Source organism: Sulfolobus acidocaldarius DSM 639 (assembly GCF_000012285.1).
Taxonomy (GTDB): domain Archaea; phylum Thermoproteota; class Thermoprotei_A; order Sulfolobales; family Sulfolobaceae; genus Sulfolobus; species Sulfolobus acidocaldarius.
On the sequence record NC_007181.1, the window covers coordinates 317,538 to 335,628 of the forward strand.

18 protein-coding genes are annotated in these 18,091 nt (G+C 36.9%); 7 read left to right on the plus strand and 11 right to left on the minus strand.

Features of this window, described 5'->3' with window-relative positions; all coding sequences use genetic code 11:
• Window positions 1-140: 140 nt before the first annotated feature.
• Window positions 141-2,489 (plus strand): M1 family metallopeptidase, encoded by a 2,349-nt coding sequence (locus SACI_RS01820; protein WP_011277290.1) that lies wholly within the window; start codon window positions 141-143, stop codon window positions 2,487-2,489.
• Here the strand turns inward: SACI_RS01820 and leuS are convergent.
• From leuS to SACI_RS01835, 3 genes are read right to left on the minus strand one after another with little or no spacing between them, the layout of a single operon-like run.
• Complete coding sequence (gene leuS / locus SACI_RS01825) at window positions 2,481-5,309, minus strand: leucine--tRNA ligase (protein ID WP_011277291.1); 2,829 nt, start codon at window positions 5,307-5,309, stop codon at window positions 2,481-2,483. The two genes, SACI_RS01820 and leuS, sit on opposite strands and share 9 nt — an antisense overlap.
• 26 nt (window positions 5,310-5,335) lie before the next feature.
• Window positions 5,336-6,388 carry a radical SAM/SPASM domain-containing protein gene (locus tag SACI_RS01830; protein ID WP_048054384.1) on the minus strand — a complete coding sequence of 351 codons (1,053 nt, stop codon included), beginning with the start codon at window positions 6,386-6,388 and terminating at the stop codon, window positions 5,336-5,338.
• Between the two features lie 2 nt (window positions 6,389-6,390).
• Window positions 6,391-7,662: a M20/M25/M40 family metallo-hydrolase gene (locus tag SACI_RS01835; RefSeq protein ID WP_011277293.1), complete on the minus strand. Its 1,272-nt coding sequence runs from the start codon at window positions 7,660-7,662 to the stop codon at window positions 6,391-6,393.
• 32 nt (window positions 7,663-7,694) lie between these two features.
• Here SACI_RS01835 and SACI_RS01840 point away from each other — a divergent pair, with 32 nt between their 5' ends.
• Window positions 7,695-8,009, plus strand: coding sequence for a hypothetical protein (locus SACI_RS01840; RefSeq protein ID WP_011277294.1), 315 nt, complete (start codon window positions 7,695-7,697; stop codon window positions 8,007-8,009).
• A gap of 60 nt (window positions 8,010-8,069) precedes the next feature.
• Here the strand turns inward: SACI_RS01840 and priX are convergent, their stop codons facing one another.
• Together priX and SACI_RS01850 are read right to left on the minus strand one after the other, a co-directional pair.
• Window positions 8,070-8,528 carry a DNA primase noncatalytic subunit PriX gene (priX, locus tag SACI_RS01845; protein ID WP_011277295.1) on the minus strand — a complete coding sequence of 153 codons (459 nt, stop codon included), beginning with the start codon at window positions 8,526-8,528 and terminating at the stop codon, window positions 8,070-8,072.
• A 6-nt stretch (window positions 8,529-8,534) separates the two neighbouring features.
• Window positions 8,535-9,482, minus strand: a complete 948-nt coding sequence (locus tag SACI_RS01850) for an ATP-binding protein (RefSeq protein ID WP_011277296.1) — start codon at window positions 9,480-9,482, stop codon at window positions 8,535-8,537.
• Window positions 9,483-9,537: 55 nt separating this feature from the next.
• Here SACI_RS01850 and SACI_RS01855 point away from each other — a divergent pair, with 55 nt between their 5' ends.
• Window positions 9,538-10,230 (plus strand): hypothetical protein, encoded by a 693-nt coding sequence (locus SACI_RS01855; protein ID WP_011277297.1) that lies wholly within the window; start codon window positions 9,538-9,540, stop codon window positions 10,228-10,230.
• Here the strand turns inward: SACI_RS01855 and sfsA are convergent.
• Together sfsA and cobB are read right to left on the minus strand one after the other, a co-directional pair.
• The gene (gene sfsA, locus SACI_RS01860; RefSeq protein WP_015385406.1) at window positions 10,198-10,875 is read right to left on the minus strand and encodes a DNA/RNA nuclease SfsA; all 678 of its coding nucleotides are present in this window, start codon (window positions 10,873-10,875) and stop codon (window positions 10,198-10,200) included. The genes SACI_RS01855 and sfsA overlap by 33 nt on opposite strands.
• Before the next feature lie 7 nt (window positions 10,876-10,882).
• Window positions 10,883-11,641, minus strand: a complete 759-nt coding sequence (cobB, locus tag SACI_RS01865; protein ID WP_011277299.1) for an NAD-dependent protein deacetylase — start codon at window positions 11,639-11,641, stop codon at window positions 10,883-10,885.
• A gap of 418 nt (window positions 11,642-12,059) precedes the next feature.
• On the opposite strand from cobB, the gene SACI_RS01870 reads away from it, so the two are divergent.
• The 3 genes from SACI_RS01870 (at window position 12,060) to SACI_RS01880 (ending at window position 14,459) form a co-directional block, all read left to right on the plus strand.
• Window positions 12,060-12,254, plus strand: a complete 195-nt coding sequence (locus SACI_RS01870) for a hypothetical protein (protein ID WP_011277300.1) — start codon at window positions 12,060-12,062, stop codon at window positions 12,252-12,254.
• A gap of 5 nt (window positions 12,255-12,259) precedes the next feature.
• Window positions 12,260-13,819 carry a sodium:solute symporter family protein gene (locus SACI_RS01875; RefSeq protein WP_011277301.1) on the plus strand — a complete coding sequence of 520 codons (1,560 nt, stop codon included), beginning with the start codon at window positions 12,260-12,262 and terminating at the stop codon, window positions 13,817-13,819.
• A gap of 274 nt (window positions 13,820-14,093) precedes the next feature.
• Window positions 14,094-14,459: a DUF2203 domain-containing protein gene (locus SACI_RS01880; RefSeq protein WP_011277302.1), complete on the plus strand. Its 366-nt coding sequence runs from the start codon at window positions 14,094-14,096 to the stop codon at window positions 14,457-14,459.
• Here the strand turns inward: SACI_RS01880 and SACI_RS01885 are convergent.
• Together SACI_RS01885 and SACI_RS01890 are read right to left on the minus strand one after the other, a co-directional pair.
• Window positions 14,446-15,321: an NAD(P)-dependent oxidoreductase gene (locus SACI_RS01885; RefSeq protein WP_015385408.1), complete on the minus strand. Its 876-nt coding sequence runs from the start codon at window positions 15,319-15,321 to the stop codon at window positions 14,446-14,448. The two genes, SACI_RS01880 and SACI_RS01885, sit on opposite strands and share 14 nt — an antisense overlap.
• 172 nt (window positions 15,322-15,493) lie before the next feature.
• Window positions 15,494-15,880 (minus strand): hypothetical protein, encoded by a 387-nt coding sequence (locus SACI_RS01890; RefSeq protein WP_011277304.1) that lies wholly within the window; start codon window positions 15,878-15,880, stop codon window positions 15,494-15,496.
• A gap of 186 nt (window positions 15,881-16,066) precedes the next feature.
• Between SACI_RS01890 and SACI_RS01895 the strand changes: the two genes are divergently transcribed.
• Window positions 16,067-16,309: a SelT/SelW/SelH family protein gene (locus tag SACI_RS01895; RefSeq protein ID WP_011277305.1), complete on the plus strand. Its 243-nt coding sequence runs from the start codon at window positions 16,067-16,069 to the stop codon at window positions 16,307-16,309.
• A gap of 44 nt (window positions 16,310-16,353) precedes the next feature.
• Here the strand turns inward: SACI_RS01895 and SACI_RS01900 are convergent, their stop codons facing one another.
• Window positions 16,354-17,343 carry an ABC transporter permease gene (locus SACI_RS01900; RefSeq protein WP_011277306.1) on the minus strand — a complete coding sequence of 330 codons (990 nt, stop codon included), beginning with the start codon at window positions 17,341-17,343 and terminating at the stop codon, window positions 16,354-16,356.
• Entirely contained in the window at window positions 17,318-18,067 is a 750-nt protein-coding gene (locus SACI_RS01905) for an ABC transporter ATP-binding protein (RefSeq protein ID WP_015385409.1), read from the minus strand. The genes SACI_RS01900 and SACI_RS01905 overlap by 26 nt, the downstream gene beginning before the upstream one ends.
• Window positions 18,068-18,091: the final 24 nt, after the last annotated feature.

Below are 18,091 nucleotides of genomic sequence, written 5' to 3' on the forward strand. Positions count from 1 at the left end.
TGTACCTTTATCTCCTTTCAGACGTGTCTAATGAATTATGAAAAGTATTCTTTCAAATAGTTATTCAAATGAAATAAAATATAAGTACTATAATCCTAATGGGTAGTTACTTTTTTATGTGAAAAGAATCATACGAAAATATGCAAATAAGTAAGTATGAGGTCTATTTGGACTTTGATTTTAAGAATTTAAGCTATAGAGGAAAAGAGAAAATATATTGTAGCCTAGATGATGAGCTAGTTCTGGACGCTATAGGGTTTTCTATTCACTCAGTCAGGATAAACGGCAAGGAAATTGACTATAATTATGACGGGGAGAAGTTAAGGATAAAGACTGGTAAGTTCGATGGAACAATCGAGGTAGACTTCACTGGAAAGGTAAGAGAAAGGGAACTTGTAGGGATTTATAAGGCTCCTTATGATGGTGGAAAGAATTACATTGTTTCCACTCAATTCGAATCAAATCATGCTCGAAAGTTTATTCCCTGTGTGGATCATCCCTCCTATAAGGCTGTATTTAAAATACAGGTAAGGGTTGATAAAGATCTAGATGTCATATCGAACATGCCTATTCAGAAGGTCACTGAAGAGGGAGATAAAAAGCTGGTCGAGTTTTACGAGACGCCAAAAATGTCTACATATCTCCTCTACCTAGGAGTGGGTAAGTTTGAGGAGATTAAAGATGAACTAGACGGTATACAAGTTATTGTAGCTTCAGTTCCAGGAAAAATATCTAAGGGAAGATTCTCCCTGGAAGTAGGAAAGAAAGTAATTAACTTTTACAACGAATACTTTGGCATAAAATACCAATTACCTAAGGAGCACTTAATTGCAATTCCTGAATTTGCATTTGGAGCTATGGAAAACTGGGGAGCGATAACATTTAGAGAAACTGCCCTACTAGCTGACGAGAAATCCTCTGTAATTCAGAGGATGAGAGTAGCTGAAGTGGTAGCCCACGAGCTAGCCCACCAATGGTTCGGCGACTTAGTTACCATGAAGTGGTGGGACGACCTATGGCTAAATGAAAGTTTTGCAACATTCATGAGCTATAAAGCAATTGATCACCTATTTCCCAATTGGGACATGTTTGGAGACTTCATACACAGTGAAACGTCAGGGGCAATGCTGAGGGACTCGTTATCAACAACCCATCCAATAGAGGCTCATGTGAAGAGCCCTGAGGAAATTGAACAGATATTTGACGATATAAGCTATGGAAAGGGAGCCAGTATACTGAGAATGATAGAAGGTTATATGGGCAAAGAGGCATTCCAGAAGGGAATTCAGAATTATCTTCAAAAATACAAATTCTCTAATGCTGAGGGACAAGACTTTTGGAATAGCCTTCAAGAAGCGTCAGGTCTACCAATCGCTGATGTCGTAAAAGACTGGATCACTAAGAGAGGCTACCCTGCAGTTAAGGTAGAGGTAGAGGGAACCAAAATAAGATTATACCAGGAGAGGTTCTCATTAACGCCCCTTAATGAGAATACTACCTATCTCATTCCCCTTACCTTAGAGGTAAATGGTAAAAGAATAACTCAGTTGATGAAAGAGCAGAGTATGACAATAGATGTTGGAAGTGAGGTGAAATCTCTAAAGGTCAATTTAGATAGGGTTGGTTTCTATCGTGTAGAGTATGATAACCTGGATCTATTCCTGAACGCTAATCCTAACCATTATGAAAGGTGGGGATTACTTGATGACTACTATAACTTACTACTAGCAGGTAGAATCAGTTATGAAGTTTACGAGAATGCAGTTAAAGAACTAATGAATGACGACAACTATCTAGTTGTAGATGAAATAAGGGGGCAACTCTTCTTCCTATGGACAGTGAATCCATCTAAATATACGTTAATAACTGATTTCCTAGAACTTCAGTTACCAAAATGGAGCAAGAGGACAGATGACCTATCACAGAGAGTTTATGGCAACTTGCTGAGAAGTTTTGCATATGTGGACGATAGGTTTGCTCAAGGGTTATCGATATCATTCGACAACTATGATAGTTTGAATCCTAATCTAAAGGAGGCTGTTGCTATAGCCTATGCAATAACTCAAGGTGAAAATGGATATGATGAGCTCCTAAGGAAATACAGAGAGGAGAAATTTGATGAAGAAAAACAAAGGATACTAAATGCAATGCTGAGTTTCAGAGAACCTTACCTGGTGGTTAACACTTTAAGTTTAGCATTAAACGGGGAAATAAAGAGGCAGGACACAGCAAGAATAATTCCTTTGGCATCTGCAAATCCTTATTCCAGATTTGCTGTATGGAGATGGACTAAGACTTATATGGAGTTCTTAAGGAGCATATACGCAGGTACAGGAATACTTGGGAGAAGCTTTAGAGGAGCTATTCCATACCTAGGTTTAAACATACCTGAGGTGGAAGAGTACTTCACAAGTAATAAATTCCCTGAAATGGAAGTAGAGATAAAAAGCGCTTTAGAGATCCTCAAAGCTTTGAAGAGATTAAGTTAAAATGATTCCTGGTTTATAAGGTAACGCTATTGATTTTTTACCCTTTATATCTGGAGTTGATGGATCCTTAGAGTTGTATATGTAAATCTCCTTTACATCAAGTTTATTTAGAAGGAATTGGGCATTAGAGGTCAGAATCTCGCTCTCGTTTATACCAATTTCAGCTAAGTTCTTTATCTTATCTGGTAAATCTCCAGCTATCTCATAAGCTAACCTAGCCATTTCTCTATCTCCCACCTCTTTTTCGAAGTCAGGTAAGCTCTTCCTCTCCTTAAGGGATTCGATGGCTTTCCTGATCAGGTCTCTCTGCGTGTTATCCTCATTAACATATATGATTACAGTTTCAGGTTCCTTCGACATCTTTGACTTCATGGAATTAATCAAATCTATTGTATACCTCAGGTATTCTATCTCGAGAAGAGCTCTCTTGTCATATTGTAGTTCTCCTTTTGACGGGAATCTCTGTCTAACAACAAGTGAATTATCTAGCTTGTGCCATAGCTCTTCAGCTAAATGTGGCGTAAATGGAGCCATCAACCTTATCCAGACTGAGATTACATTCTTGATTATATCTGAATTTATTTTTCCGTTTCCAAGTTCTAAGTAATCTTTCAAATCCTCATATATATCATAATATATGGTCTTGTAAGCTGTCCTCAGGTCGAGATTTGATAGACAATTATCAATTAAATCGATGTATTCTGAGATAAGTGATGATATCCATAGATCAACCTTTCTTATCTCATTGACAGATTGTAGTTTTATTAAGTTCTCTATAAAATCATGAATATGCTTCAATTGTTCTCCGATACTCTTAGCTATATTTGGACTAAACTCAATATCATCAGATAAAGAAGATGTGGAAGTTAAGGCAAGCCTGACTGTATCAACACCGTACTCTCGAATAGCCTTGTTTAGCGGATATACATTTCCAAAGCTCTTACTCATCTTCTTTCCTCCGACCCTTATAAAGCCGTTAAGGACTATTCTCTTAGGAACTTTATCTTCTCCTAATACGCCAACATGATGGTACAAGTAATATGGAATATGGTTCTGAACCAAGTCCCTTCCACTATGTCTTGAGTCCACTGGATACCAATATTCCACTTCCATTCTTAATTCTTCAAGTTGCTCCTTTGGAATTCCTAACTCTCGGGATAACTGAGAGGAATCTCCCCTACCTAGAACTACGTAATCCCAGAATCTCTCATTAAGTATACTAGTAGGATACGACTTAACCTTATTTGCTACTATATAAAATACTGTGTAAATTGTAGAGTCACTTAGACTGTCAATTATTTGCCTATCATCCCATGGTAGTCTTACTCCTAAGCCCCTGGATCTTGTAAATGGTCTAGGTTTCATGTTAAATATTATCTTACTTATCTCTCTCTTTGCATCCTGAGGTAAAATCTCTATTTTATCTAGACTTTTTAAAACTGATGATTTCCAAGTACTATTAGAATAGTCAATAAACCATTGGTCATCAAAAACCTTTACGACAACCTCAGCTCCGCACCTACAGTAAACCGGACCATTTATTATTTCGTAAATATTACCATGAACACCTAAATTTCTCAAAAGTTCAACAACACTCGACCTCGCTTCTCTCACACTTTTGCCTGCTATTCTCTCGCCTACAAATTGCTTCATATAATCTGGGACCAGATCAACAACTTCATCTCTTATTGAGCCCTTATGAAACTCTATGCGATAAAGCGTGTCTATGTAATCTTTTAACTCTTGTGCACTAGTGGTTTGGGCTGTCTCAAGAACTTCCATTGCAGGAAAATCGCCGTAGTCCTCAGATTTAATCACAGGAACTATCTCGAAACTTTCCTTTAACTCACTTAAAGCTAAATAATGCAAGGGTTCATGTGCAGGCACAGCCATTACCACTCCTGTACCTTGTTTAGATTCTACATATTTACTAGGTAGAACTGTCAGCTTCTTGAGTGTTACAGGATTTGTAACGTTCAATCCTATTAATTCTCCGCCTTTTTTCCTTTCTTCTTCAGTTAAACTCATCTGAAAGCTTAACTTCTTAAACGCCTCAGTAGACATTACAAGCCTCTTACCATTTTTATTATCTACAACAATGGAGTAATCACTGTCTGGATTAATTAGTATTGCTACTGCACCGAAGATTGTCTCTGGTCTAGAGGTCGCTGTGAGGAATAATAATTTTTCACCTTGGAAGTATATTACGTCTAAATCTATTATCTCAGGTTCTATATCCCCTCTAGTATCATGCATACCTACAGGGAACTCATCCACAGGACAGTAAGCGACAGGTGCCTTTTCCTTTTTTATATATCCTATCTCCTGAAGTCTTTTATATTGCCACTGTACAAAACGCTCAAAAGCTGGGTCTATAGTTGTAAACTCTCTTCTTCGATCTATACTTAAGCCCAGTGTTAATGCAGTGTTTCGCATGTCCTCTTTAAAGTACGCAGAAAGGTAAGAGGGGTCAGAGAACTTAGATATAACCCCAATAGGTATTTGATAAACATTAGTAAAAGTCGAAATTATTTCCTCATCTCCTCTCTTTACCGCATCAGCTATGGACAAAATTGGAGTCCCTGTGAATTGGAAGGCGAACGGAAAGAGTACGTTATATCCTTTCATACGTAAATATCTGGCGTAGATGTCAGCTGTAATATACGTGCGACCATGACCTATATGTAAGGGACTATTGGTATATGGGAATGCCACCGTGATAAACTTTTTCTCCTTTGTCCTATCAACATCTGCCTCATAAACTCTCTCAGAATCCCAAACCTTTTGCCATTTTGATGCTATTTCGTTTAGGAAATCCACATATCTTAATAATTAAAAAGAATATATTAAGGTATAACTTCCGTGGAGTCCATAACTGGATCGTACTTTAGATCACTTAGACTTATTACGTTATCTCTTATTAGCTCTTTGATCTCTTCTATTCCAGATAAAGTTAACCTCAGATACTCCTTAGTAACCTCGTCGACCACCTTGAATCCCTCCTCACCCCAATACTTTTCCTTTACGGCATAAAGGCATCTCCCACCGCAATAACTCTTGAACTCACATGATTTACACTCCTCAGGTAATGGCTCATCTAAAAGCCTAAATGATTCCAGAGTTCCTAATTCAGCCCATTTTTCCCTAACAGCAATAGGACAGGATAGGATTCTTCCGTCTGTGGACACTGAAATGCTCTCATAACCAGCTCCACAGGCAACTCCTCTATATTTCTTAAAGAAATGTGAGCTGATTACTCCAAGGAATGGAACAATCTTGACAATTCTTCCTCTCCTTAACTCACTCATGAAGTACTCGTAAAGTCTCCTTAGCCCAGGCAAGTAGGATTTATACGCCCATGTTTCAAAATCCCATCTCTCACTCCATATGACATTTAATTGCCAATGGACCTTATCGAAAATTCCTAGGGACAGAAGATGCATGACCTCCTCATAGATATCACTATCCTCAGTAACAGCCATCCTCGCAATAGTTTCCACTCCGAACTCCTTAACGTATTTAGCATTCCTAGTTACAACTTTATAAACTCCTCTCCCCCTATGCTTGTCCGTAATCTCTTCTCTACCATCTATAGAGAATAGGGCTATATTCATCCTCTTCCAATATTTATCAGGAAGTAGTTTAGCCCCTATTCCATTACTCTGAATTCCCCATCTGACAGCTTTTACATTATCCATGACCGACATTATGAATTTAGGGTTTAACAATGGCTCTCCGCCATAAAATATGACAACTGCCTCACTATCTCTTTCAATCACATTCTTTAGTTTACTAACGTCATACTTTACTTCCCAAGGCACTGCCTCCTTTGGAAATGAACCGCCACAATAGTCACAGGTTAAATTACACTTCCCAGTAGTTAGTACCAACCATAGAATTTTTACTCACCTAGATGTCTTAGTAAGCTCTTTGTCCACTCTATGCCTTTGTAGTAGTCATTAACTAATATATTTTCATTAAATGAATGAATGTTTGACGAGTAATTATCAACACCTACACCATCAGCTATTTGGTTAACGTTAAGATATCTAGCAATCATTTCCATAGGACCAGTACCTGGGCTGTTGGGTAATACAACAGGATCTTCATTGTATACTTCCTTTGCCGAACGTATAAGTGCTCTAGCGATCTCACTGTTAAGGGAGGTTCTATATGGTTTCACGGAACCATGTACTATTATTTCAATTTCTGGGTCTGATATGTACCTTTTAAGTGAGCTTAGAATTTCCTGGGGATCTTGGTTGGGAACTAACCTAAAATCTAATTTCACAAAGGCTAGGGAAGGGATTACGGTCTTTGAGCCTTCTCCAGTGTAACCGGAGTAAATTCCGTCGATATTGCATGTGGGTTCTTCGACCAGCTTTATCATTGAATTCCCTGGCACGTTCTGTTCAATAGCTTTAGCCAAGTACTCATCAGGAGTACGCAGATACTTCTTCTCTTCTTCACTGAGCCATACAACTTTATCATAAAAATTGGGAATCAGCACTTTACCTTTCTCATCCCTTAATTTGTTTAATAAGTAAACTAAGTCCCATGCAGGATTACGAGCAATTGGTCCATACATTGAATGTAAATCTTTGGGTGTTTTCTTTCTAAGCTCTACATACAATAATCCTTTAACACCTAAAACGATCTCTGGGCGTCCCTCTGGAGATTTACCTGCACCTTCCCACAGAACATAATCTGCACTTAACATTTTAGAGTAATCCTTAAGGAAATCCTCCATATTGGGGCTTCCTATCTCTTCTTCCCCCTCATAAAACAACTTAACGTTTACCTTCAACTTGTTTTCTCTTAAGAGTTCTATAATTGCCTGTAGTCTTGCCATTAGAGTTCCTTTATCATCGCCTACTCCTCTAGCAAATATTTTACCGTCCTTAATTACCGGGTTAAATGGATCAGAATTCCATTTCTCTAATGGTTCCACTGGTTGAACGTCATAGTGGTTATATATGAGGAGTGTTTTCTTGGAACCTACATTGACTTCGCCATAAACATAAGGATTCTTAGCCTTATGTCTAATAATTTTAGCCTCTATTCCATTATCCTTCAAGTAATCGACTAAAAATTTAGCACCTTCTTCTCCTCTACCTTTAGCTGATGTTGTGTCTATTTTTAGGAATTCGAACAAATCTTTTATGTAATCCACGCTTTTATTTAGCTGTTTGAGTAAATTAAATTATGCTTAAGTACTACGAGTATACGAGACACACATTATGTGAACCCCTCCTAACAATTAACATTTATAAAAAAGTTGAGGATGGAAAAGTTATAGCACTGACCAGAATTTCAGTTTATAAAAATACTTCCATCGTAACTTATGAGACAGACAAGTTAGACGGAGCAGAAATTTTAGAGTTAATACCGACAGCTATAGATTCATTAATAAAAACTATTAAGAAATATTACGACTCTAAGTTTGATGATATAACGGTTTTCGGTGAGAGACAGCTAGTTGACTCATTCCTAGACAAGTTCTATGAGGAGGAAGAGTGAGCTTTTCCAGGTGATGATAAAAAAGTACACGGATTTCATGACGAACCATTCATGCACTGATCATGAGTTAAGAACCTTGAGAATCAGCTCGTACATCTCCTTGTCATTGCTTTCTATTTTTTTCAAGCTCCAAGGCTTCAAATTTTTACTCTTAACTCCTCTCACAACAGACCGTATCCACGATTCATATACCTTACTTCCTCCATGTCTTCCATAAAAATCTACCAGTATTTTAACAACATCTTCCTCACTCAAACCCTTTACATTTACTAAGTACCTGCTTGCCACGTAGAGTATAAATCTCTTCCTAGCGTCAGGTAGACCTTTCTCAAGAATTTTGTCTATCCAATCGTAATTTACTTTTCTAGGTATTGGCGGAAAAGAACCCTCAACCTGGAATATGAACTCCCCTTTTTCATTATATATCTTAGAAACTCTACCATCAAACTCTATGTATCCAGCTGGCGTATCGTCAGGATAGTGTAAAATTATTCTCTTTCTTTTTCTATTTTCTTCCATTCCATATTACCTACTGACGCTCGTTAGTTTCATCTTAGTAGCACAAAATGAACATATTTCTCTATCTTTAGTGGTGGGTCTTCCACAGATCTTACACTTACTCACTTCCTCAACTTTGGAGTATATAACTTCTAGGGGCTCTTGTATCTTGTCCGTGAAGTTTTGAACTAATAACAACATGAAACCAGGGATCTCGTCCTCCATTTCTTCTAATTTCCTCCTGATCTTGTCTTGTGTAGCCCCGCCTACCCTAAAAGTATGAGGACAGGAGTCATATATGAAGGGTATATTGTTTAGTATTGCGTATGTTAATATTTCTTTCTCGTAGATAAGGAAAAGAGGTTTAACCTTCTTCACTTTATACCCTCTGGTAGGAGGTAGAACAGGCTTTAGCCTAGATAAATTATTTACATCTCCACTGAAATATCCCGAGAGGACAAATTGTGCCATATCATTAAGATTATGCCCAGTAACCACAGTATCTAATCCCTCCTCCTCAGCTATTTCCTCCATAGAATATCTCTTTACCAAGCCACAGGTACTGCATATAGGTCTTCTAATCTTAAATTTTGCCTCGTCTATAGTGAAACCATATTTTTCCTTAACATTTATTAATTTGTACTTCACTCCTAACATCTGAAAGTTTTTCAGTGCAAATTCTAAGCTCTTATCTGAGTACCCCTTTCCCATATCTATACCTAAATGAATATGAATTCCGACGATCTCAAACCCTCTTTTTTGAGCCAACTTATTCATTAGATGTAGAAGTGTAGTACTATCTTTCCCACCAGAGACTGCTACTCCAATCCTATCCGACCCATCAAACATCTTATATTTCTCAACTACTCGCTCAAATCTATTCTCTAACCATTCTGTAAAGTGCCTCGCACATAAGGATATGTTAGCGTAAGGTATTTTTATTACTGCCTCATCATCACATTTACCGCATTTCACGTTATTATAGTGGAAACAGAAAAATTTAAACTAGACTATATGTGATGTAAAACTAATGCAAGTATTGGCTGAGATACATGGAAAGACAAAGAAGGAGAAACTACTGAAGACACTAATGAAGTTAGAGGAGTATGACGGATTTAACATACCCGACTCTCCATTAGGATATCCGTCAGTGATGCCTTCAGTAATTGCCACAGTCGTGAGGAACTTATATGGAAATAACAAGAGAGTAATTATAAATCAAAGACTAGCTGACGTAAATGAACTATTTATTGCTTCACTATCCTTAACCTCAAAGCTTGTAGAGTTTGATGTAACTTTCACCTTTGGAGACAAACCTAAAGTCGGCAGAGAGGTAGGTTATATGACAAGTGAGGACGCAATCGCTCTCCTCAAGAAATATAGCCCTCTCACTAAAGCAGGAATGATAATAAGTCTAAGGAAAAGTAAAGAAGAGATAGATAAAAGACTGAAAAATAATGACGCTGATTTCTATTTAGTATTAAGACTTGAGGATCCGAACCAAATAGCTAGAATTGATACGTCAAAACTAATACCATACATTATTGTTGAAACAGAGAGTAATAAACAAGTTACTGCACAATTGGAGCAACCTACATTTAATGTAGAGAGAGCAATAGAGTTAATATCAGTTCTAGGAAAGCTAGGTGTCCAAGCAGTGTTAATATCGACCTTGGGAGACGTTGATGGACTAGTGAGAGTAATTAAACGCATCAGGACATAGCTGAATATCCTTAATGTACCATATCTTATTGTCTATAAGTTTAAGTAACTTTATTGTAACTTCAACTCCTTCTTCGACTGCGTTCTTGAATGCCATTGAAAATTTCTTGTCAGTCTTCCAATTCGGAGAAAAACAGATAGCGTCGTCTCTCATGACCAGGATCAAGATCAACGATCTATAACCTTGCATTTTTAGCTTTATCAGTTCTTCTAAATGCCTTTTACCTCTCTCAGTAGGCGCATCAGGAAATAGTGCTTTACCGTCAACCACTAAACTACAGCCCTTCACCTCAACAAATGTGTTATCGTAATAGAAATCTAACCTTGAGTTATTCACCTTGACCTCTGATTTGACGTCAGAGGGAAGAAAATTTCTCGCTATTTTATTATGAATGGAACTATCTGTTACAACCCATCCTGTACCAGAGTGGGCAGCTAGAACCATATAGTTAGTTTTCCTTCCTTTATGCTCTCTTATCAAAATCCTATTGCCTGGGTATATCAATTCCTTGAGTCTTCCTGGGTCGTGTAAGTGGCACAATTTTCCGGACTGCGTTATAACAACAAATCTATTTATCCGTTCTTTAACAATATCTTCAAATAATGGAGTGTCGAAATCATAAACAACAAATGATGAAGTGGTCATATCTGATCTATGAGGAGCGGTGTAGGGACTGAATGTGAGATATAACTTCAGGAAGAAATATCTCAATCCGTTCTCTTATTACTAAATCTGCATACTCGTCATATGGAGTCTCCTCTCCGTTTAGAATTATTAGCCCCCCTCCGTTTCTTTTCACTATTAGGGGTATCTGGTTTGCGGGGTAAACCGTCAGTGAACTGCCTATCGCGAGCACTAGATCAGATTCGTTAGCTATTCTCATGGCTTCATATATGCCATGTACTGGCTCGCCAAATAGCACGACATCTGGCTTCAATATTCCACCACACTCACATCTAGGGATAACTTCGCCTTTTTCCACTCGTGCTAACACTTCTAGACTATCGTAGGATCTGAGACATGAGGTGCAGTAACTTTTCCTCATATTTCCATGAAGTTCGATTACATTCCTAGATCCAGCCACACTATGTAGACCATCTACATTTTGAGTTATCACAGCTTTAATGAGACCCATCTTCTCAAGTTGAGCTAGTGCATAATGGGCTCGATTTGGCTTAGCTTCAAATAAGGACTTCATTCTTGTGGAGTAAAACTGCCAAAAGGCATCAGGATATTTTTGGAAATATTCAATGCTTGCCAATTCAGGAGAATATTTCTTCCATAAACCCTGCGGACCTCTAAAATCCGGTATGCCTGAAGCCGTACTTATACCTGCTCCTGTGAAAGCTATAGCATTGACCGAAGAGAGAATCATCTCAGCAACTTTTTTTGCTTCTTCCACTAGATACATTAATCCAGAGTAGTTTAAAAATGATGAGTTTACCGAGTACGGAAGCATGAAGAACCCCTTCAATCTGATTGAAAGATTTAGCAGTAGTCATTAATATAGATAAAATAGCATATATTCAAAATAAAATTTACAATGCTAAAATAATAAAACCATTATAAACCGGTATAATTCTACATTATGACCACTTTAAATCTATTTTTTAACAACAAATAGTTTAAATTAATTGAACTAACGCCTAGTATTTACCATAATTCATCTTGACATAAATATCTAAAAGCTAGGATAAGGTATAGTTATGGTTTATTTGAAATATCAAATTAAATTTTTTGATTCACAATAAGCTTGTTTAAACCTTTTTTAGTAGTTTTCTTATTTTATGCCTATTAATGAGTATATTACACAGTAGTAATTGAGCATTATGCCAAAAAATGGGTTTTATATAGCCATGTTTATAGTAACAATAATAGATATAATTCTATTTTCGATATATCCAGTGTTCAATAATGCAACAATGACCTTTGCAGGGCTTACAATGTTCTATTTCTATCAAATCATAATGCTTATAGTGAGTACTGTTCTCTTCGTAGCTGTTTCTTTAATATTTAAGAGGTGAAAAAAGTGTCAGGAATAAATGTTGATTATACAACTTTAGGAGTTTTCATAGGACTTTTTGTAGTATTTGCAATATTAGGATTTTATGGAGCTTACTGGAGAAAAGGAGACCTCTCAAAGCTCGATGAATGGGGTTTGGGAGGCAGAAGATTAGGTTGGCTATTAGTATGGTTCCTAATGGGAGCAGATCTGTATACTGCATACACTTTCATTGCGATACCCTCAGGTGTCTACGCAAGCGGAAGCTTATTCTTCTACGCTGTACCATACGTAGCATGGACATTTGGAATTGCCTTATTGACAATGCCAAGACTTTGGAGTATATCGAGAAGGAGAGGATACATAACTGCAGCTGATTTCGTTAAAGATAGATTTAATAACAGACCATTATCAGTGGCAGTTGCCTTAACTGGAGCAGTGGCAGAATTACCATATATTGCATTACAGATATTTGGAATGCAGGCTGTCCTTACAGTCCTACTAATCGGACTAGGTGTAACAGGAACCTATGGGGGACTATCGGTAAGCGAATGGGCACTAATTATAGCTTTCATAGTATTGGCTGCATTTACCATAACCAGTGGTCTAAGAGGAGCAGCACTTACAGCCGTGTTTAAGGATATTCTTATCTGGATCACAGTATTAACTGTTATTATAGCAGTACCGTTAGCTTATGGTGGGTTCTCCCACGCATTTTCTGCAATAGAGGCAATAAAAGGAAAAGGAGCTGCAGCATATGAATTTCTCAGTCCAAGCGCCATAACAAACTATTTTACGTTAGCTCTAGGGAGTGCGATGGCTCTATATCTTTACCCACATTCTATAAACGGTTCATTGTCAGCACAAGATACAGATAAGCTAAAGAAGAGTACATCATTACTTCCATTATATGGAGTAGGATTAGCGCTATTAGCGTTATTCGGAATATTGATTTATGCTGTCCCATCAGCTCTGAGCATAGTTGTTTCAAACAAAAACGGCGCTTTAACTGTTCCAAGTTTAATAGCTGCAACAATGCCTAGTTGGTTCGTAGGTTTAGGCTTAGTGGCAATATTCGTAGGAGGATTAGTGCCAGCGGCAATAATGGCAATAGGAGCCTCAAATCTATTGACAAGAAATGTGATAGGAGAGTTCAAAAAACTATCACCAAGGACTGAGTCGAACTTAGCTAAGATAATATCCACTGTATTTAAATTCGCAGCCTTAGCGTTCATCTTCATTGTACAGGCTACATATGCTGTGCAGCTTCAATTATTGGGAGGAATCTTAATACTTCAAACTCTTCCTGCAGTATTCTTAGGACTTTACACTAACAAGCTAGAGGGATATTCTACTTTCGCAGGTTGGATTGCAGGTATAGCTTCAGGTGTTTACATGGTACTTTACACTAATAACTTCGGAACTTTATTAAAGTCGTATTTAGCTACTCCTTATGGTCCAATTTACATTGGAGTCTTATCGCTGGCAATAAACATACTTGTGACAGTTATTGGAACTTTAATAGCCTATGGAGTAGGCTGGAGGCCATCTCAGAAAATTAAGGCAGAAGAATTTGAAGTAGTATAAAGAATTATATAATCAGAATTTTTCTAAGTTATTTCTCTTTTTTCCTGTACCAATTTCAACATAAATACTATTTATATCCTGAAAGGAAAAACTCATAATAGACAAATGACTATGGAATACCATGGCAAAGACTAATAAAGCTTAAGACAAAAGTAGTAATATGAGGTGTGATAGAATGATTAGAGATATAGATTTAGACTATTACCTTACCCTAGTTGCTCTAGGATTCTATTAAGATTCTTAATTTATTAGATAGAGTGCCTATTAGTTTAGAGTGGAATACCCATATTTTGACTTAAAGACTGCAAGAGAATTGTTACCATGGTTAAGAGAAAAGCTAAAGGAGATAAAGAGAGTGAAGAGATTAGTTGAGGAGAGTTTAGTTAGGGGCGATAAAAGCTCAATATTCAAGTACACTGTTCAAGTAGACATGATTGTAAGGGAAATCACAGAAAAAGGGATTGTTCTGAGGGATCCTGATATAGGACTAGTTGATTTTCCTGCCCTAATAAACAACAAACCAGCATATCTGTGTTGGAAACTTGATGAAGAAGATATTTTATACTGGCATTACGCTGAAGAAGGATTCAGAGGAAGAAAAAGAATATCTGGTACTGAGGACATTCTTAGTCTGACTTAGACTTAGGTGACTTCTTATAAACTTCTATAACTGAGGCAAAATCACTATCTCCATAACCTAGACCGTCTGCCAATCTATATAATTGAAGTGATATAGAAGTTAAAGGTGTGATCACTTTTAGGTTTTGGGATTCTCTTACTGCTATTTCGAGATCTTTAGCCATATGCTTAGTTGCAAACTGTGTTGAATAGTCACCACTAATTACTTTAGGTAATTTGAGCTCCATAAAGGGAGACTTCACACTGGCATATTGAGATAAGATCGTCTTTATCTCTTCAGGATCCAAGCCAGATCTTACTCCAAAAGTAAAAGCCTCAGCTAATGCCGTCATATATATACCAGTAAGCAAATTGTTGGCGATTTTAGCATAAAGAGCAGATCCGTTCTTGCCCACATAAATAACGTTAGCAGCTGTTTCCTTTAGAACGTCCTGAACTATGTTGAATTTTTCCTTAGGTCCTCCAACTAGTACAGTTATCTTCTTTTGCTCAACAGCAATGGTAGTGCCTATAACAGGTGTATCAAACATAATACCTCCGTGTTTAGATACTTCATTAGAAAGTGAGATAGATGTGGATGGGGATATGGTTGACATATCTACTATTATTTTGTCTTTTACATATGGAAGCAAAGGAGTGATAAAGGATTTTACAGCCTCGTCGTCTGAAAGCATAGTGATTAAGAAGTCTACTGACTGAATTAACGACTTTGGGTCTTCCGCGTATTTAACACCGTACTCCTTATGGAATTGCTCTGCTTTACTCACTGTCCTGTTATATACCATATTTAATTTTCCTGCCTTAGCTAAATTAGCCGCTATCCTATAACCCATTATTCCTAAACCAGCCAATCCTATACGCATAGAAAGAAATATGACCACGAGAATATAAGGTTTTTATAAAATCAATTGACGTAAAAGCCAAATACAAGAGATTTAGTCTCAACACTAAAATTATTTTGAGAAGAAGAAAAACATTAAACAGATTTTAAAGCTTCATAATTGATATAGAAAAATAAAATGTTGTTTTTATTTTTTAGAATCCGTATCCGTGATGGTGATGATGGTGGAAGTGTTCTTCTGCATACATGTCTTCTTCCAGTTCTTCGGTCATATTCTTCTTCACTGTCTCAAGATTATTTAGAACGTCATTCAATGTTTTTAATTCTGTTGGAACGTACTTTATTCTCCCGTGGCTCATCATATATGAACCAGGGCATAAGAACTGTTTGCCTACTATAATCGCCTCTGGTGGTGGATTTATAGCATTAAGTATAATGTCCATTGTAGCCTCTTTACTACCCATACCTGCATTCTCGTATTGTTCTACTTCTTTTTTCTCTTCGTCAATAATTCCTATAATTTCTGCCTCATCTAAGGGCTTTAGATTATACTCTTTATCATAGGTTACAGCTATTCTCATTTTTAATCATTTACAAATCACTTTACAGGTTAATAAGTGTGAATATAATATGGAGTCAAATACTATTATATTTCTTTTTATAGTAAAAATAAGATTTACGAAATCTACACGAGTAAATGCTAATATTCTTCATTGCTTCAAAAGTTAATATTAAGACTTTTAAGCTACTGGCTACATTATATCATTATGCCGACCAATGTAAAAATAGTTTATTGTAGACCCTGTGGATTTTTAGATAGAGCCCTAAATTTAGCTAGAGACCTACTTTCCTATTATGAGGGAGTTAATGTAGAGTTAGAACAAGGCAAGAATGGGATTTTCGACGTATATGTAGACGGTCAACTGATATTCTCAAGGTTCAAAGAGAAGAGATTCCCCGACAGTCAAGAAATATTGAAAGAGCTATCAAAGAAAGCTACAGCTCAATAAGAGTAAAGAAATAAATTTCTCTTTTTATTTTATCTTTACCATTTTTACATCTCTCTCAATTTTAACAATCTAGCCCCTACACCCAGGAAGACTAAAGTTAAGATGATAATCGTAATCAAGTAGATAGGATTTGGTAACACGTTAAACACTATTGCCTGCCTAACCACGTCATTAACAATCGAAACTGGCTGATACTCTGCAATTAAACCTAAAATTGATGGGAATATTGATGACGAGTAGAAAGCATTACTTATGAACATAAGTGGGAAAACGATAAATGTAGGAACAACATTAGCTAAGAAGATCTTATCCTTAGGCGTCAAACCTAATATAATGGCACCCAGACCAGAAAACATCAACGTCGAGAGAATTAGTACTCCCAAGAACTCTAATATAGAAACAGGGGTAAAGCCCAATATTAAACCTAAACCTAATACAACTATAGAGGATAAGATAGTGATGAGAACCTCGTAGATCATTAAAGATAATACCCACTCATAGTCACGTAATGGTGAAGAAGCTAATCTGTCCACAAGTCTATCCCTATAATAACCTGACCCTACACCAGTAACACCAAATATACCATTAGATAAGGCTATTACCCCAATCACACCTGAAATCTCATATGCTACAGGAGTATTTCTGGTTAAGATAAGTTGAGAACTAAATATACTAGTTTGATTTGTGTAGTATGAATTTAGATAAGACTGGAGTAAAGGGACATATTCTTGTTCTAGTTGATTATAGTAGACGTTTTTGGACGTTAAGTTGATAAAAATTACAGGCTCATACTTGACTATAGAAGGAGAGCCACCAATATAAGCTGTAAATAGTCCTGATGCATTAACGTATTTTCCAACCTTCTGAGCGTTTTCACCAGTCAAATACACTGTAGCATGGGGTTGAAATGCATTCCCTAACAGCGAGAACACCAGGGCTAAAATTAACGGAAAGAATATCACAAAACCTAATGTAACTCTACTACTCAGGTTATCCTTAATTATAGCCCTAGTAGTCGGAATTACGTTTCTCAAAGTTTTCCCCCCTTAACTCTCTCATTAACTCAAGATAAGCATCTTCCAATGAGGAGCTATTAAATTCATTTACAAGCTCCCTGGGAGAAGTCTCCTTGATCATTTTCCCCTTATAAATAACCACAACCCTATCTGCTAACTTTTCAGCTTCGTCTAAATAATGAGTAGCTAGAAATATTGTAATTTTCTTTTCCTTTAAGGCTCGAATTATATCCCACATCTTTCTCCTTGACTCAGGATCTAATCCAACAGTAGGTTCATCCAGAAACACAATCTTTGGGTTACCGACTATACCACAGGCTATAGCTACTCTTCTCTTTAATCCCCCAGACAAATTCCTGAATCTCTTCTTCTCATGTTCCTTTAAATCTAAAAGTTCTAAAACCTCTTCGACCTTATTTTTCGCTTTATAAAGTGAGGCAAAGTACTCAATATTTTCTCTTACACTTAAATCAGCAAAACCTTGAAATTCCTGTGGTACACTACTTACCATTTCTCTTATTTTTTTACATTCCTTAGGAACTTCATAGCCTAAGACTATAACCTTGCCCTTAGTTGGCTTTAATACACATGAGAGGATTTTCACTGTAGTCGTCTTTCCAGCACCATTGGGACCTAGAATTGTGAAAATTTCTCCTTCATTAACATTAAAGGATATGCCCCTCAAAGCCTCTATTCCACCCTTATAAACTTTCCATAAATCTTCAATAGTTATAATACTCATATAGTTAGCATGAGTTAGGGAACC

What these genes read in the sequence shown, in the direction of transcription:
- SACI_RS01820 (WP_011277290.1), top strand. Translation starts at nt 141, where the DNA reads ATGCAAATAAGTAAGTATGAGGTCTATTTGGACTTTGATTTTAAGAAT.
- SACI_RS01840 (WP_011277294.1), top strand. Translation starts at nt 7,695, where the DNA reads ATGCTTAAGTACTACGAGTATACGAGACACACATTATGTGAACCCCTC.
- priX (WP_011277295.1), bottom strand. Translation starts at nt 8,528, where the DNA reads ATGGAAGAAAATAGAAAAAGAAAGAGAATAATTTTACACTATCCTGAC.
- SACI_RS01855 (WP_011277297.1), top strand. Translation starts at nt 9,538, where the DNA reads ATGCAAGTATTGGCTGAGATACATGGAAAGACAAAGAAGGAGAAACTA.
- sfsA (WP_015385406.1), bottom strand. Translation starts at nt 10,875, where the DNA reads ATGACCACTTCATCATTTGTTGTTTATGATTTCGACACTCCATTATTT.
- cobB (WP_011277299.1), bottom strand. Translation starts at nt 11,641, where the DNA reads ATGTATCTAGTGGAAGAAGCAAAAAAAGTTGCTGAGATGATTCTCTCT.
- SACI_RS01870 (WP_011277300.1), top strand. Translation starts at nt 12,060, where the DNA reads ATGCCAAAAAATGGGTTTTATATAGCCATGTTTATAGTAACAATAATA.
- SACI_RS01885 (WP_015385408.1), bottom strand. Translation starts at nt 15,321, where the DNA reads ATGCGTATAGGATTGGCTGGTTTAGGAATAATGGGTTATAGGATAGCG.
- SACI_RS01890 (WP_011277304.1), bottom strand. Translation starts at nt 15,880, where the DNA reads ATGAGAATAGCTGTAACCTATGATAAAGAGTATAATCTAAAGCCCTTA.
- SACI_RS01895 (WP_011277305.1), top strand. Translation starts at nt 16,067, where the DNA reads ATGCCGACCAATGTAAAAATAGTTTATTGTAGACCCTGTGGATTTTTA.
- SACI_RS01905 (WP_015385409.1), bottom strand. Translation starts at nt 18,067, where the DNA reads ATGAGTATTATAACTATTGAAGATTTATGGAAAGTTTATAAGGGTGGA.